This window comes from Pedosphaera parvula Ellin514 (assembly GCF_000172555.1).
Lineage (GTDB): Bacteria > Verrucomicrobiota > Verrucomicrobiia > Limisphaerales > Pedosphaeraceae > Pedosphaera.
On record NZ_ABOX02000001.1, the window covers coordinates 198,091 to 214,197 of the forward strand.

15 protein-coding genes and 1 pseudogene are annotated in these 16,107 nt (G+C 52.1%); 6 read left to right on the forward strand and 10 right to left on the reverse strand.

What is annotated here, in order from left to right; all coding sequences use genetic code 11:
* Positions 1-86: 86 nt before the first annotated feature.
* Positions 87-4,280, reverse strand: a complete 4,194-nt coding sequence (locus CFLAV_RS31515; RefSeq protein ID WP_160164438.1) for a Hint domain-containing homing endonuclease — start codon at positions 4,278-4,280, stop codon at positions 87-89.
* Positions 4,281-4,524: 244 nt separating this feature from the next.
* Here CFLAV_RS31515 and CFLAV_RS00740 point away from each other — a divergent pair, with 244 nt between their 5' ends.
* Positions 4,525-5,199: a class I SAM-dependent methyltransferase gene (locus CFLAV_RS00740; protein WP_007412657.1), complete on the forward strand. Its 675-nt coding sequence runs from the start codon at positions 4,525-4,527 to the stop codon at positions 5,197-5,199.
* A gap of 161 nt (positions 5,200-5,360) precedes the next feature.
* The gene (locus CFLAV_RS00745) at positions 5,361-5,750 is read left to right on the forward strand and encodes a hypothetical protein (RefSeq protein WP_007412658.1); all 390 of its coding nucleotides are present in this window, start codon (positions 5,361-5,363) and stop codon (positions 5,748-5,750) included.
* 61 nt (positions 5,751-5,811) lie between these two features.
* Here CFLAV_RS00745 and CFLAV_RS00750 read toward each other — a convergent pair whose 3' ends face one another.
* From CFLAV_RS00750 to CFLAV_RS00770, 5 genes are read right to left on the reverse strand one after another with little or no spacing between them, the layout of a single operon-like run.
* On the reverse strand, positions 5,812-6,132 hold the full coding sequence (locus CFLAV_RS00750) for a hypothetical protein (RefSeq protein ID WP_150107197.1): 321 nt from the start codon (positions 6,130-6,132) through the stop codon (positions 5,812-5,814).
* Complete coding sequence (locus CFLAV_RS00755; protein ID WP_007412660.1) at positions 6,129-6,602, reverse strand: hypothetical protein; 474 nt, start codon at positions 6,600-6,602, stop codon at positions 6,129-6,131. The genes CFLAV_RS00750 and CFLAV_RS00755 overlap by 4 nt, the downstream gene beginning before the upstream one ends.
* Positions 6,603-6,644: 42 nt before the next feature.
* The gene (locus CFLAV_RS00760; protein ID WP_007412661.1) at positions 6,645-7,541 is read right to left on the reverse strand and encodes a DUF7192 family protein; all 897 of its coding nucleotides are present in this window, start codon (positions 7,539-7,541) and stop codon (positions 6,645-6,647) included.
* A 3-nt stretch (positions 7,542-7,544) separates the two neighbouring features.
* On the reverse strand, positions 7,545-9,002 hold the full coding sequence (locus CFLAV_RS31520; protein ID WP_007412662.1) for an AAA family ATPase: 1,458 nt from the start codon (positions 9,000-9,002) through the stop codon (positions 7,545-7,547).
* Positions 9,003-9,006: 4 nt separating this feature from the next.
* Positions 9,007-9,396: a hypothetical protein gene (locus CFLAV_RS00770; protein ID WP_007412663.1), complete on the reverse strand. Its 390-nt coding sequence runs from the start codon at positions 9,394-9,396 to the stop codon at positions 9,007-9,009.
* Between the two features lie 137 nt (positions 9,397-9,533).
* Between CFLAV_RS00770 and CFLAV_RS37510 the strand changes: the two are divergent.
* The 3 genes and pseudogenes from CFLAV_RS37510 to CFLAV_RS00780 all read left to right on the forward strand — a co-directional run.
* Positions 9,534-9,713, forward strand: a pseudogene (locus CFLAV_RS37510) (DnaJ domain-containing protein); the annotation flags it as partial.
* Positions 9,714-9,902: 189 nt separating this feature from the next.
* A complete protein-coding gene (locus CFLAV_RS31525) occupies positions 9,903-10,904 on the forward strand; it encodes a DUF4493 domain-containing protein (protein ID WP_237712343.1) in 1,002 nt (333 codons plus the stop codon).
* Positions 10,905-10,991: 87 nt separating this feature from the next.
* Positions 10,992-11,561, forward strand: a complete 570-nt coding sequence (locus CFLAV_RS00780) for a hypothetical protein (RefSeq protein ID WP_007412665.1) — start codon at positions 10,992-10,994, stop codon at positions 11,559-11,561.
* Positions 11,562-11,689: 128 nt separating this feature from the next.
* On the opposite strand, the gene CFLAV_RS00785 is transcribed toward CFLAV_RS00780, so the two are convergent.
* The 3 genes from CFLAV_RS00785 to CFLAV_RS00795 all read right to left on the reverse strand — a co-directional run bounded on the left by CFLAV_RS00785 (position 11,690) and on the right by CFLAV_RS00795 (position 14,551).
* Positions 11,690-12,106, reverse strand: coding sequence for a hypothetical protein (locus tag CFLAV_RS00785; RefSeq protein WP_007412666.1), 417 nt, complete (start codon positions 12,104-12,106; stop codon positions 11,690-11,692).
* Between the two features lie 854 nt (positions 12,107-12,960).
* Positions 12,961-13,635, reverse strand: coding sequence for a hypothetical protein (locus CFLAV_RS00790; protein ID WP_007412667.1), 675 nt, complete (start codon positions 13,633-13,635; stop codon positions 12,961-12,963).
* Between the two features lie 10 nt (positions 13,636-13,645).
* Complete coding sequence (locus tag CFLAV_RS00795; RefSeq protein ID WP_007412668.1) at positions 13,646-14,551, reverse strand: hypothetical protein; 906 nt, start codon at positions 14,549-14,551, stop codon at positions 13,646-13,648.
* Between the two features lie 128 nt (positions 14,552-14,679).
* On the opposite strand from CFLAV_RS00795, the gene CFLAV_RS00800 reads away from it, so the two are divergent.
* Positions 14,680-15,033 (forward strand): hypothetical protein, encoded by a 354-nt coding sequence (locus CFLAV_RS00800; protein WP_007412669.1) that lies wholly within the window; start codon positions 14,680-14,682, stop codon positions 15,031-15,033.
* 52 nt (positions 15,034-15,085) lie between these two features.
* Here the strand turns inward: CFLAV_RS00800 and CFLAV_RS00805 are convergent, their stop codons facing one another.
* Positions 15,086-15,982 (reverse strand): hypothetical protein, encoded by an 897-nt coding sequence (locus CFLAV_RS00805; protein WP_007412670.1) that lies wholly within the window; start codon positions 15,980-15,982, stop codon positions 15,086-15,088.
* Positions 15,983-16,107: the final 125 nt, after the last annotated feature.

Consider the following 16,107-nt stretch of genomic DNA (forward strand, 5'->3'; position numbering starts at 1 on the left):
TGAGCTAAAGCTGTCAGCTTCGTTTCATTTGGAAATGTTTTGCAGGTATTCGTTTCCACAACTGCTTGGCGGAAGTAGCATTTTATCTATTGAGCAGTAGTGACCAACAAACTGTCCTTGATGGCTGATCTAAGTTTTGGCCAGGCAAGTTCGCACTCTGACTCAGGCGATGCACCACTCACGTCGAAACGGGATATGGAGTTTGCCAATACTTCCGACATGTCAACCGGCTTGAAGCCTCGCGGGACTCGCTTGCCCATGAGGCAGATCGTAGCCGCGTCCTGCTTGGTTGCCACGACATCGAACTGTGTTTCTTCGATGCTGCGAGCGTGAAGGATGACGTAGATGGTTACACCTGGCCTGCTGTTCACACGGTCCACTCGGCCCTTAGCCTGGTCCAATGGTCCGTTGCTGTATTCGAGTGAGCCAATGATTTCGTATTTGCACTGGCTGAACGAATGCGCTGCCGCGCACTTGATACCCATGAGCATCACCTGTGTCTTTCCTTTCTTGAACAGGTTTGCCTGATAGCTGTGCTGGCTGGCTGGCACCTTTGAGTCGATGCGCGAAACCTTGACGCCGGCCTCTGTCAGCAGCCTCATCAAAGTATCCGTCTGACCGACGCGAGCGCTGATGATTACCACTTGCTCGCCTTGTCCCATGATTTCCCTGACCAGCTCCATGATGGCAACGGTCTTGGGATTCATGTTGCTCTTGACCTTCATCCCAGGCGGTGACTTCTCAAACCCAGCAGGGTCCGCACAGATGGCGCGAAGGTAGGCGGTCTGTCTCCTTGCGCGGATCAAAGGATGCCGACCCGGTACGTTGCTCCGGTTCAGGAAGTGACCATACAGACGGGATTGCTCCACACCCATTGGAACACGCACGTCGATTACCTTCGCGTCCTGGTAGTTCGGGTTGCATTCCTTCTTGCTGATGTAGGCCATGATTGGCTTGAGCAGCTTGAGCAGTCGCGCTGGGCTGGAGATGATGGGCGATGTCTTGACGCATTTGCCCTTCCATTTCTTGTCAGCCGCCCTGTTCATTTGCTCCTGTGTCTCGTCGCGTTCCTCGCTCAGGAATGTCTCGTTGAACCTGCCCAGCTCGTGACGTGCATACGGCCATGCCGCGTTACGCCTGTTACCCATGAACCAATGCGACACTGCCAACCAACCGCACAACGAGAACAGGTTGCTCACGATGTTGGGGATGGGTGTGGCAGTGAGTGCGTAGCGATACCTGGGCTGCAAGCGGATCATGATTTGCGTCACGTTCGCAGACAGGTTGGTGCAAAGGTGAGCTTCATCCAGCATCACCATGTCGAACTCATGCCCGATAATGGTGGACAGGGATGGTTGCAGCACGCAACGAATGCCGTGGTGTTCCTTGCCAATGGTATTGCACCAGTGCGCTTCATTGCCACGACCTTCAATCAATGGCAGCTTGGCGTAGCCTTCGTCTGGGAACATCGCGTTCAGCTTCTCATCGTCCCACTTGTCAGCCGCGCTCTCCCTGGCTCCGTTCTGGAACATGGCTTGATAGTAGGTGACATACACGCCGGACGGTAGCTCTCCACCGTTCTGCGCCTTGATCCGCTGGTAATCCTCCAGACAGAAGATTTCCCAGATTTGCAGGAAGGGTGCGAACTGCGCAATCTCGCTCACCCACTGGGAGGCGTTGTATTCCTGGGACTCCTCATCTTCCTCTTCGCCCATTTCGCTTGAGCGCATGGTGCCTTGAGGTGCCACAATGAGCGCACGCTTTGGTCCCTTCATGGCGAGCAGGCTGATTGCCATTAGCGTTTTGCCGGTGTTATGAGTGACTGTGAAATCACCCATCACGTAGCGGCCATCTCCGGTAATGGTGAAGCCGTAATAATCATCACGGCCCAGTCGCTCCACCTTAAAGCCAGTTCGTAGGACGTCCTTTTTTTGCTTTCGCACTGGAGCCTTTCTTCGAGCGATGCGACACGGTATCATATTGCAATTACCAGAAATACTGACTCGGTAATACGTGCCGCAAAATCCACCCTGACAGCTTTTGACGCACGGTTTGATATAAGCGGCCAGACCAACGCTACGGGCAACAAATGCCACGTCTTCAGCAAGTTGCCTAGACTTGGATATGTAGTCGTATCCCCCGCAGGACAAGCTCCCATCTGTGTCCATTAAGCCAGCCAATACTTCCAGGCGCTGATTTATGCTGCATACCTTAAAGACTTCGGGAATGAACTTGTTTCCTGAATGCTTTCCAGCCAACCCCAATCGAAATAGGGAACGACGTAGACTGTCGCATTTGGTGAAGTGAAACGTCGGGTTTCCTGGTCCTCGTTGACTCTTCCTGATACCCCAGCCGTTACGCCTCGAGTGGAGACGAACGAACTGCTCTGTTTCGGGGTCGGGTTTGCTGAAACTGAGTTGCCCTTCTTTTAAGAAACCATCGCCAAGCAACAAGCCGAGGAAATAAGGAGTGATCGGTTGTCTTACTTCCGGCCATTGGACTGGCACTCGAAATAATTTGTGGATGTGTTTCTGGGTTGTATTCCAACTCAGCCAATCCTTCACGCTTACGTCAATTACGGTGGCCTTGCTGGCCTCATTACGGCTTTTGTTTGTGCGAACAAGGGTAAGGATGTGATTAATGTTTACAACGAACGGTTCGCCCTTGGTTGGAACAATACGCATCATTTCATCTTGCCCACGTCGCAATTCCAAAACTCGGCGTGGTGTTCCATCCCAGCCTTGAAGCTCGTCACCAACGCGCACATCTTCCACTTTCTTAACTGAACCGTCTGCAAGAAGAATCATAGCGCCTTTCTCGTGGCACCCTGTTGCACCCGCTACTAAACCGTAATCCTTGGATGCCACTCGCGCCAGATACGGTGTCTGGCCAGCGTAGTAGTTGTAGCCAGCCAACATCTCGCACGACTTGAGGATGGAAAGGTTCTGCTCGTAACGGTCAGGGAACAGCTCAACGACCGTTCTGACTTCCGGCTTCTTGAATATCATCCAGAGGAATGATTCATCGAACTCATCCTGTCCTGCCTTGTCCATGAACTTGCAAGGCTTCTCATTGTCATCGCAAATTGCGATGTAACGATCCGAGCCGGACAGGCTGCATTCGTGCTCCTTGGTGAACATGGTCTTGGACTCCTCATTCCAGTGGACCTTGTTACGTTTGAAGACCGTCCTGAACGTGTAGGTGCCGGTGACAACGGGATACTTCATGCCAGCGGTGAAGTGCATCTTGTCGTTGTGGACGGTGGTGTGACACTCCAGGTGTTCTTCCTCATCAGCGTAGGCCACACGTTCAAAGTCGGTGACTGGCATGATGGGACATTGAACCTTGTGAACATCTGCCAGCGCCTGCTCAATGGCGCTCTTGGCAGCGGGTTCGATGGTGTAGAGTCCGCAGCCCACCAACTCCTTCATCAGGTCGCGGGTTTCCTTTTCGGTGGTGAGGGTGAGGGGATGGCAGTCCTTGACGCGGTGCAGCCGGAGGATTTCATCACGTCCGATCCTGCGCTTCACGGTGGTCCTGACTGACAGATACGTTTGCAGGTAACCAGCGCGGTCCAAGTAGATGTTGAACTTGGGGCGATTCGTTGCCTCTTCGTCGATGATTTCCTTCACTCTCTCCCATGCGGTGTTCAGCTCATGGTAGTGAGTGGCTGAGGATTTGGCTGAATTCTCATACCAGACGATGCCAACCACGACTTCACACTGGTTCCAGACGGAAGCCTTGGTTTCGTATTTATAAACCCATGGGTGTTTGTCGATGCCCAGGCGTTCAATGGTCTTGTGGTTGCTAATGAAGTAACCAGTGTTGCAATGCTCGGTCAGGAACTTCCAGGTCGCGTCTGTGGAGTCAATCATCTTCCCGTCATCATCCTTCCAGCGCTTGCCGAATGGCGGGTTGGCGTTGCCCATGGCCCAGCGCATATTGTAGATGCCGCTCAGGTCTTTGATGACTTCCCAGACCTTCATGAAGTTGCCGGTGATGAGCTTGATGTCCTCGCCTTCGATACGGTTGTCGATGTCGATGCCGTAGCGTGTGGTGCCCCAGCCGCCCAGCCCCTTGACCAGTGCGCCTTCGCCACACTGGGGATCAATGACGGTGACGGGGGACTTGGTTCTGAGGTGACTGACGCAGTAATCCCTCAGCTCATTGGGCGTGAAGTATTGCTGTTGTCCGGCCAGCGTTGCCCACTTGGGCGATGTCTCCGCTGCCAGGACTTCCTCGATGTTCTCTAACGCGATGGTGCTTCTTGTTTGGTTCATAAATAAAAAAGCCGCCATGCTTTAGGCACAGCGGCTCGGTCAAGTTGTGTGGTTGTTTAATTTATAGTTACAATCTGGTGTGACAGCGCAATCAATCCTGCGAATTTTGTGCTTTCCTGTGCGCGGCTGGTTCGTGTATTAGGAGCAAGGTGTTGCTGATTATAAATCACTTCCAATTATCGCAAGCAGTTCAATATACAAACCTGAGGTTGCATATTAATCGTTAGGCCGCTTTCCATGTGTTATGACCACGAAGCCAAAAGATCGCACATTTGCTAGGAAACTTTGTTCCGAGCACGCAGAGCGCAATGACAATCTTAGTTGGTTTGAAGCGCTGTATCATAAGGCGCGGGGAGACGAGACTATCATTCCATGGGCAGACATGGTTCCCAATCCGCAGCTTTGTGACTGGCATCGGCGGACGGGTTTCGATTTTCAAGGCAAGCGTTGCCTGAAGATTGGTTGCGGCTTGGGGGACGATGCCGAGTATCTTGCATCGGCAGGAGGTAGTGTTGTTGCTTTCGACATTTCTCCGACGGCTATTGAGTGGTGTCAACGGCGCTTTCCGGATTCGAGTGTTACTTACATCACGGCTGACTTGTTCGCAGTGCCACCGGCTTGGCATGGTGCATTTGATTTCGTTTTGGAGTCATACACGCTTCAAGTTTTTCCTCCTGAAATGCGCCAGAGAGCCATGCGGTGCATTGGTGACCTTGTTGCACCATCAGGCACGCTCTTGCTCATTTGCCGTGGCCGGGAGGAGTCCGAATCTCCGGGTGCCATGCCATGGCCACTCATGCGTCGGGAGTTGCAGTCTTTACTTGGGTTTGGGCTACTGGAGTTTTCATTCGAGGATTACAGCGATGCGGAGAATCCACCTGTTCGCCGATTTCGTGTTCAGTATGATCGAGCCACCTAACCATGCGCGAGGCTGTGTGAAAACTCCTCCACAGTGCGAGAGAGCAGCACCTCCAGTGGCAACCTCCCACCGCGCCTATGAGGCACCGAATGTTTCAACACCCGAATCACAGGTTGTATATTAATTGTTAGGCGGGTCCGCCATGTCAGCGTCCATACACCATGAAAGTCATCGAAGACAAGGTCACTGTTCATCCGCCTCACGCCATCTGCAAGGCGGATGTTCCGGTCATCTTTTCCGCGTTGCCAGCGGAGTGGACGGCGGGCATTCAGACGGTGAGGCTGAGTTCCTCGCTTGGAGAGAATCCGACGGTTATCGCATTCTTCCATCCACCCGATGGTTCACTGCTGGTCAAGTCGCGAGGATTTACCAAAGAGCGAGTTTTGCGTGGTGTTCTTACCGAGTTGGCAGGACACGCGCTCGGGCTGACCTTTCGCACTTATCGCCGGTTGCAGAAGCGGGACGAGTCGCGAGTGCAGCAAGTCATTGCTCCGCTCGTCGAGGAGATTTTGCCGCAGCTTTCACAGAAGAAGGTTTGGCTGGACAAATGACGATGCCTAACCATGCGCGAGGCCGTGTGAAAACTCCTGGCATGATTGGCGGGTGAGCTGACTATATCGTCTCGAACATTCCTTCCTTGTTGCGGTATTGAATCATGGTGCAGCCCCAGTTGGGCAGACCATAATCATCCAGTGGTCCAAACTCGGTTTCATCGTCTGGCCCCAAATATCTACCTTCTGCCATCAAGTTGTTGTCGTCGTCCAGCAACCTGAACTCTTTGCCTTCGCCAGCCTTGAGCCTTGCCAGAATCTCGTCTGACATGGCGTTCGGTCCAGCGACTGAGCTGGGTTTGTTGTCGAAGTGGTCAAAGGTGAGCATCCAACCATAAGGCTCACCATCATAGGGGAACATCCGTCGTATCAATTCGCTCACATTACCTCCTTTATTTCTGTCAGATCACGTTTCTCTTTCACCCAGTCCAGGTATTCATCCGGCTTGTCACCCTCTGACCAGGCATCCTTGAAGTCGTCCTCTTCGCCAATGTCATTCAGCTCCAGCCCGAACCTTGCTTTAGATTGCATTTCCAAAGCCTGTTTCCACTGATGAAGAGTGATTGTTTTGTTCTCGTCAGCGATTGTGAGTCTGGCCTGTTGCTGCTCATCCAGCTCTCCAGCAAACACCGACCAGTCGCCATACCACATGCCACCGTAGTAAAGGCAATCTTCGTCGATGTGCAGCTCGATCAGGTTACTTCCGTCATTATCTCCGCAGCGAACATCAGCGGCATAGGTGGTATGCACCCAGTCGAATGGTCCGAAGATTGGTCCATCCGGCCCCCAATCGCTGAGTGATTCATCTGGCGTTCTGCGGCCATGGTGAAGTGATAGATATACTTTGCTCATAAGGTTGTCTCCAATGTTGAAAGTGTTCTTGTTGCAGACTGTTTACGTTGATTGCTCCATGGACGCTTTATCCTCCAGTTCCACCAGCCCACTTGCCCTGAGCAGTCGCAACACTTCTTCGCTGGCTAACTCGTATGACCTCCAGCAAGCATTGTCCTCGGTGCTGCTCATGTTCTCAAAAAAGAAGTCATGCTTCCTCGCCTCGGCATACTTGCCTGGTGTCCAGTAATAGCTGCCGATTCCAAATTGGTCCTGGCAGGCTCGGCTCGGGTCCGTTTCACCAACAGCGAATTGCAATCGGCGGAAGATCGATTCATGGGAGAAGATGAAGGACAGCCGGTCCATTTCTGGTTGTTCACTTGCCTTCTTGACCGGGACAGTCATCTGGTAACTGCCCTTGCCTTGACCAGTGCAGCCCATGCACATAGTCAACTCGCAACGATAGCCCAAGGTTTCCAGTGCATCGATCATGGCCACGATGGCAGCACCGCGCATTTGGAACAGCTCGCGGTTGCACCCTGCGCTCACGAAGACGTTGAGTCCGATGCTTACGATGCGTCCACCGCTGGCGTTGTGCTCCTGTGGTGGGAACTCGATCATGTGACTCGGCTCGCCTTCCAGGTAACGGCCTACGCACACTTCATCCCCAGCCTCAGCAAACCTCGGCTCCGGCCTGACGATCTTGCTACAGATCACGGAACGAATGCGGTCGGCCATTTCCTTCACCCGGTCGCGTCCTTCCGCCCAGCCGTGTGTGGCCAGCTTGAAAGCCTCCTCAAATGTTTCGGTGCCAGCCCAGTTTGCGTGTCCAACTCGGCGGCTCATTCGTGATTCAGGGGGCAGGAAGGTGGCATCCTTGGCTGCATACTGCATCCATTCAGCCCAGTCCTCATACCGGCGGATATATGTCCCAGTCGTGGGATTGTCGATTGCTTCCATAGGTTAGAGTGCGTTTTCAATCTTCTGGCGGGTTGCGATGTCCATGCCTTTCCAGATAACCATGTTCTCTACATGGGTCTGGCCAATACCGGCATCGAAGAGTTTCACGCCGTGAACTGTGGCGCGAGGACTGATGACAGCCCGAACCTTGAGTGTTTCAACTGCCTGGCGAATGGCAGTGACTCGTGCGAACCATTGGTCTGGTTCAAGTATGCCACCAAGAGTGTTCTCAAAGGTGGGTGAGGGTTTGGTGAGGCCAATGAGCGAGGCTTCCAGTCCCTCGTCGTAATCCCAGTCAATGACCACAAACCTGTCCAGCGTGGCAGCGTCCAACTGATTGCGCCCAACATACAACCTGTCTGCACCTTGACCAAAGGTATTGGCTCCGGCGATCAGGATGAAATCCTTGTGCTTCTGTTTCATGCCAATTGGCGTGGCGAACTCCTCATTTGCCAGGAGCATGTTGGTATAGGTGGCACAGCCAGCGTGTGCTGCGTCCCATTCATCCAAGAGCATGACGCCGCCTTGCTCCGCGATTTGAGCCAGCAGCGTGGTGTGATACTCACCAGTGGCATCCTTGTAGCCGTAGAAGTCGGCCTTGCTGGTCATTGGCCCAAGCGACATGGCACCAAACTTCATGTCCAGCGCCTTGGCGACCATGGCGGCCCCTGTCGTCTTACCGCCGCCAGCCGGGCCAACTAGCATGACGCAGAGACGCTGGGAGACGCAGGCCATGAGCAAACCGAACTTGTAATGTTGACGTCCCACTTCCTTGACCTCGCCAGTGGGACTGATGATGGCGATACGCTGCACCCCCATGTCCTTGATGGCTTCCGCGATCAGGTTTTTCACACGTTCCACGGGGAACGAACCATTACTCAAGGCTTTCTTCACCTCATCGTGGATGTCCGGCAGGGCAAAAGGCAGTTCACTGCGAACAATCTGCTTCACTGCATCGGCATCGACACCACCCTTCGGCAGCCTGGGAATGATGCGCTTCAAGATGGCTTTGGTCAGGTCATCATCGCTCTCCTTTATCTCGATTACGCTATCGGGGTTGACGGGAGCTGGGACGGTTGGAGCAGGTGGCTCCTGTGGAGCTGAGACGATTGGTGCAGCATCTGATGCGGGAGATTCAACCCGTTTATCCCCAACTCCCACCTGGCCTTTTAACTTGTGCCATTCCCGGTGGACGATGGCACTGACACAGTCCTTGTAGAACGCGATCTTGTCGTCATCGGAGAAGTCAGCGTTGTTGTGAAAGACAGGGAGCGCAATGGTCAGGCCAGTGACGGCTCGGAGGTGAGCCATGACTTTCTTCTGCACATCGGCCTTGGTTGCTGTCTCTGCTGCCCTCTGTGGCTCTGTCATTTTGTCGGTGAACTTGGGAGCCATCAGTCGGCACAGGACTTCGTAGCCCTGTTGTGGTGTTGCTTTGGGTTTGGTTTCGGTTGCTGTCATAATTTTAGCTGTTTAGAAATGCGAGTGCGTCGGAATCGATTGGGTTATCGGTGAAATCGCTGTCTTGGTTTTCGGTGTCGTCGGTTGGTTCTGCTGAGGACGATGCCGATTTGTTCGGCTTTCCTTTGCGTTTGAAGGGCAGGGGCTTGAGGCACGAATGTCCCCACATGCCCAGCTTGCCGCTGCTCAGGTGGTGTCCACCTTTGCGGTGGAAGATGAAGCCATACGACTTGAGCGACTCACGTATCGGCTTGTTGTGTTCGCCCTGGAGGTTGGTAGTGAGCCATATCCAGGCGCGATCAATCTCGGCTCCGGTGTGGAGCTGTGGGTGTTGTTGTTGCAACCACTCTAGCACCTGGCTTTGTGGTATGCGTTCACGGGGTTTCTTGGTCATAAAATACTTTGGGTGGAGAGGTGGGGGCTATTGAGTGGTTTCCGACGACTGCGTGGCATGACCAGAATGCGCTTGGCTTCTGGAATTTTTGGTTGGCGCTACAGTGCGAACAATCTATTCTTCCGAGCAGATAGCCAATGAAGGATTACTACAAGGTCTTGGGTGTGCCTCGAACTGCTACTGCGGAACAAATTAAGCAGGCGTATCGCTATCTTGTTAAGGGGTGCCACCCGGACGTTAATAAGTCTCCTCAAGCCGCAGAGTGGACACGCCAACTGAACGAGGCATACACGATTCTGTCCGACCTCCAATCAAGAGCTTCCCACGACAGGGAATTGCAGGCGGCAGAATCCAAACAGACACAGCGGGAACCACGACCTTCAACCAAGCCTGAAACCCGCACTGAACCACCTAAGGCAGAACCAACTTTTTGTTGTGAGAGCTGCAAAGGAATTAATTCCTCGCTTCGCGTTTCAACTACCTGGCGCGTGTATGGGTTTTTCTCAATGTCACAAAAATCTCCGAAGACAAAGATTTTATGTGGAAGGTGCCGGGTAAAGGAGTCGCTTGCCGCCAGTGCAACCACGATGTTCCTTGGTTGGTGGGGTTACGTGGCTTTTGTGTGGACACTCAAAGCCCTTTACACCAACGCTCATGGAGGGGAGCAACATAGGGAGAATAATCTCATGCTTCTGAACGCTCTCGGATATCAGCTTTTTAAGGCCAAACGGCACGAAGAAGCTTACCGAGCACTCTCTGCTTCCTTTGAATTAAGTCCGACTCCGAAGACAAGGGAAGCACTCGACAGTTTGAAACCACTTTTCCACCCCTCCCAGGAGAAACCTTTTTGGGAGCGTCTTGGCGATTTTGATCTTCATCCCGGTTATTATCATGGACCGGCTGGAGTCGTCGCATTGTGCTTGTTGCTTCTGGGTTTTGCCGTGCTGAAAGCAAATTCAACTTCAGATACTGCAAGCACCGCACCCCGGCCAGCAGTCAGCTACAGTCAGCAGCCAGTTCAGGCATCACCTCCAGCCCAAGAAGTGTCAGATAGGCGCGATGTTCGGCCTGGCATTGATTTCAAGCCGGTCTTTTCTGTGCCAGAAGAACCGCTACCAAACCAAGGAGTTTTAACACTCAGTGATCGGGTTCTCTTTAATAAGAGCACTACAGCGCCACTCGAAGTCACCACAAGATCATCCGATGGGCATTACGTGATGAAGGTGCAAGACTGGGACACGGGAGAGTTCGTGGCAAAATATTTCATAAGGAGGGGGAGCACTCTTTCTATTGAACTCCCGCTTGGTGCTTACAAATTAAAGTTTGCAAGCGGGGACACGTGGTATGGAGCAGAACACCTTTTCGGCCCCACCACAAGTTACAGTTTTGTTGATGAAAAAATGGTGTTTTACCAGTCGGGCGATAGTGCCAGAGGGCATCGCCTGGACCTGATTCCCCAAGTTGGCGGCAATCTGAAAACACCCCGGATGGACGCTGCGGATTGGTGATGTGTTGATATGTAACCATCATCAGTGCGTGCCTTACACTTGACAGTTAACTCCGCAGCACACAGTGTTGGACCCAAGGAAAACTACATGCTCTCTTTTTTCAAAAGATCAATTTCGGCAGCGGACCTCGCACTTGTAATGTGGGAGGGAACTCGTGACTGGCCAACCAAGCATGGCAGTGATTTAAAAGATACTTTCGAGGGTAGTTGCGAGCTAAGCATCGAAGAGGTGTTTGAAGAGTTTGTCTATTTTTTGGCTTTTTCAACTGACTATGCTCTTTGGTGTCAGTTAAAGGAAAGCCCGGCAATACAGAGTGCGGTGAGAGATGCGTTTGCGGTGCATGTTGAGCAGTTTGCGAAACAGCGTAACTGCCGCCCAGTTCCATCAGGGGCGTGGATGGATGACTCATTGATCTGGATTCCAGGCGAGACTACTGACGCTGGACATCCGCTGACAAATCTGAGGAGAAGATTCGATCTTTACGCTCAGTCATTATCAAGACGGCACGACAGATCTGCTGGTGAACGAACAGCCCATTTACTTGCTGCATGGTGCGGAACTCTGGACATCACCTTCATCTTGTGTGTTACGCCATTATTCCTCGGTCGGTGGAATGGGATTCAAGCCATTCTCGGCTCTTTTAAAATTAAGCCTTGAGTATACGCCAACCATGCTCAGCATGCGCCTTACGCATAGAATCCTCCTATCCGCTATGAGCGAGTAAGAGGCGTTTCGGCTTGCTTTTTTGTCAAAATCCCTGTATCCCTGACGGGACTTCTTCAAGCTTAGCTATTACGACTGGCAAGGAATGTCTTCACCGCTTCAACATCCGCCTGAGAGACTCCCAGTGCTGCCAATGCTTCCTCCTGCGTGACCGTTGACTTGACCTTCTTGACGAGCTTGATCGTGCAGACTTCATCCCCATTGCGACGGGTCTTGTTGGCATCGAAGGTCTTGGTTTCAGGATTCCATGCGCCGTCCATTGCCTCCAAGCGATACCCTTGGGATTCTAGCTGTGCAATGATGACATTGGAGTGAGCACGAAGACCAGACGTGCGCTTGGACCGCAAGCCAGACACGAATCCTTTGGGTGCGAGTTGAACCAGACCAGCAGGGACACTCTTGCCACTGTTGACAAGTTCAGTGACGCGAGCAGCTGTTTCAGCATTCCAGATGACAAGAGCAGATGTGGTGGTGGACATAGTGTTTCCTTAGTTATCGTTGGTTAATGTTGGCCGTGCTTCATTGCACGTTTCACCCTTGAGCGACGCTGACGCCTTAACCGATGCAAGGGACACGCGCCGATGGTTCCCCTACGAGCGAACAATCAGGACATGCCGCCCCTACGAGCGCAGCATGGTTGCGTGGTTGGAATTGAAGTGGAGTGATTGCCCGTCCCAGCATAGTCTCGCTACGTGATGTTATCAGAGTGTGCCTCGCCACATGTTGTGGCTACTCCGCGCCTGACCGCCTGACGCGCTCTAGTCCTCTGTCTCGAACCGTGCCGCTTGGGAGCAATCACTGGTAGATTTGCACTACCAGCTTGGTGGAATTTGGGTGTTTTCCGAACACCGGGCGCTTAACCCGTGGCCGATTGTTTTCAGGGAGATGACCCGCTGGATGATGGAGATGGTGTCTGTCACACACTAAGTCCATTTCACCATGCAATCGGTGCGTTGGCCGTTGAGAAAGTTCCCCGTTGGAGTGGAGCTGGAAGCGAAGTGCTACCCATACCATCCACCTTACCGTTTCCCTCGTCTCGCCAGTGATTTTAAAGAGCAACCGTTCAAACGACGAACGGAACACTCAGTAAATCAACTGGTTAGGCAGAAGTTGTTACCTTATTACCATTAAGGTATCAGGCAGGCTGGGGTCGGCTGGAGGAGGGGGGTGGGGGTGTCCGGGGTTTCATTTTCCCCACACTTGCGGATGAGATATTCCGCTTCTCAACTTTCTGAATTTCTCCATGGAAAAAGAGCTGTTCACCTCCTCGGTTTTTGGTGAGCAAAGTATTCTTGGATTTTTTCGATACTGCAGGGGGGGACTGAAGGGGAAGTTACTGCACCCTGGGAGGGCCGGGCTGGAAAAGAAAAACAACTGTTTTACCCTCAGCTCTCGTAAAATATGGATTCGTTTCAATCCATTCCAGCAAGCAATTCTTGAGAGTGGCCAGCCTGTCTATAATGTCTGCCAGATCAACCATTGAGCCACCTGAGAATAACATCGCTTTCTGAGCAAAGCGACACTCATGCGTATCATAGCTACAGGTCGGAGCAGTCACACCGGGGACGAGGTTCCCTGATACAATAGTATAACACTTTGCTCGATCTTCCGAGGAAACCCAAGATAATGCGCCCCACAGAGGATTTGTGTCCTGTGGCAAACTAGGAATACCACTGCGGAAATGTTGGACGTGATGCCGAAGCTTTTCGACCGCCTCAGTCATGCGGAGAAAAATCTGAATGCCTGGCAGCTTTGGCGACAGGCTAGGAGTCTGCTGGACTAGTTCCCTTGCTCGATGACACATGTCCACGATGGTCCAGGCATCCAGTAACGCAGAAATTATTTCGTTCTCACAATCCTCTCCCGTTGTTTGTCGGCTTGCAATCAAGTCAAGCGTCGGTATCAGGCGGCAGAAGGCTACGTCAGCCATCGCAAAGGAGTAACGCAGGCCATCCAAATAAAAAATAGTTCTCCTGGATTGCTCAGGCGTCAAAATGTTATTCCTCATGACTCAGTCCCTATAACTTAACCAGCGTTAAGTCGGCTTCTTTAAGAAACTTCAAAATGGATTTTGCCTGAACAACAAATACCGTCCTCAATTGCCAGAAAGTGAGGTCGGCTACTAGGTCGCCGCGTCTGTGTCTGACGTGGGTCTTCAATGCGAGGTTGTCGTTTGGCCGATAGTTGACTGCACAGAAATCCAGAGGCTTGAGCTGAAGGTCGGTATCGTTGATTGCACCCGTCTCCAAGGGGATTCTATCAACATCAAAATCAGCCTGGAACATTTCGGCGGTCGTTACCACCACGGGGATGACTCTAAAGTCGTTGGGATGTTCAAAGTCAATCACCTTCCCCATCAGGCCGGACTGACCCAAACAAACCTGATAGAATGCCTTCTCAATCGTTTCAGTCGCAGACCAACGGTCGTTTCGGTCCGTGGCTGATTCAACATAATAATTGAATACCGGCATCGCTGCTTTTGAAGCGTCCAAATAACGTCGAGCCTCAAGTTGAGCACAGCCAGGTCCTGGCCTGCGTTCAATCCTGAGCGTCTCCAGGTAAACGTTTTCCGGTGGAGTTCCTTTTATGCTTTGTCCCTGATCGAAAAAAATCCAATTTTTGAACCTGCTATCAGATCGCTTGCACTCCACACACAAGTAAGCCCCACGGAAATCATTGTTCTGTAAAACCAAATCGACCCGTGTCTGTGAACCATCTGCCGCAGTGACAGGATACTCGCTGGCTAGAAGTTGCCATGGAACCCTTCCAGTGCTATGGCCTTTCTGAACAATGGCATCACGAACACGTTGTTGAAACAGAAACCCTTGCTCATTGAGAGCTGCTGCAACCTTCTGCTCAGGTGTTTGCGGCGTTCTTCTGTTGTTTGCTGCAACGTCCTTCTTCTGTTGTGAAGGTTCAGTCATTTGTGGGTCGCTCCATTCAGGTGAGATATGATGAGCTGAAGGGTGCTTTAATGTCGAATATTAAATAGCGGCCTTTCTACTAGGGGTGGAAGTGTGGACTTTTTCATAGCGTTTGGCATAGTCTCGTCATGAACTCCAAGACCGTTTACCTGATTCTACAGAGGGCAAGTAAAGGAGAACTGCCAGAGCAGATTGGCATGAATGAGAGCTTGGAAGAAGTGGGGCTATACACCGCGCTGGTTGATGAAGGCTACTTGGAAGGGCACGTGAGTCTGAACGAGGTTGGTGTGCCTGCAAATGTGTCGGGCATCCGCATCACCTTTCGCGGACATCAATACCTTGAACAGCTCAGGAAGGAGTTTGATTCACAAACTTTGGGTCTAAGATTCAGCAAGAAGGTGATGATCGTCATTGCTCTCATCATTGGGGCGGCCATTACCGGGTTGGTTGGGTTAGTAATCAAGTTTTTGGAGAGGCTCTGAAATGGTCTGAGCGTTATCAAGCCAATCATCAACTTCTCAAGGAAGGTTGTTATTACGGGCCGCGCAGCCTGAAGAACGTTCGCTGGCTGTCTGTATCCAAAGTCACAGTGAACTTATCACCCATGATGACAGGCGAGTTTGTAACTGGAGTCCATCCTGTCGCAGGAAAGTTTGTTGCACACTCCAGGAAGCCCATTGCGTTTGTGGGCCAGGAGACGCGGAACTGTGAGGTTCCCAATCCCGCAATGGTCAAGGAAGGAAACTTTGCTGTGATAAAGCCAATATCATCAAAGCTCATTCCAGGTTGTGCGTCGTTCGTGAAGGTGATGCTTGCAATGGTTTGTCCGTCTGGAGCAGCGAAGCCAAAGAATGTGTCACCCAGTGCAACCGCCTCACTAATGAACCGCTTTGCAGTAGCCTTGCTGCCATCGCTGAATGTGGCCGTGGCGATCACATTTCTGGGATAATAGCTAAAGGAGGGAATGGTAAGACCAAACTTCACTACAGCTTCCCCGCTGGCTTTAGACGGGAAGTTAAAAGTCATTTTGGGTTTGATGCTGACCCATAATCCCAGCCCAGAAATAGACCTGTCCCAGTCGCTGCCCCCCCATGTTACTCCTATCGAATTGTCGGAGCCAGTCACCGTCAGCAGCTTCATCTGGCTTACACCATATGAAAATGTGTATGGGCCAGAGTCTTGGCCGACTTCATCGCATTGATAGACTCCGCCCATGTCATTACTGAAAGCTGTCGCGATATCTTTTTTGAATTGATCGAAGTTCAACGTCGAACCTTCTGCAACGAAGTCCACTGCGTTGGTCTGGTCTGTGCTCTCGTCATAGACGCCTACAGTCGGGAATACTTGGGCTGAAGCTGTGACCGCTAGCAGCACAAGGGCAACAATGAATTGTGCGGTAGTCAATTGTCGGGATAGCAAGGTTTTCAACATGGCGCGAAGAGGCTATGAACCCCTGATTGGACGGTCAACATTTTTGAAGGACACGCGCGGAACTGAGCCGCAGAGTCTGCTTTTCATTCTCTTGACGCAGTTCGCTGGACGGGTTCATCTATGGA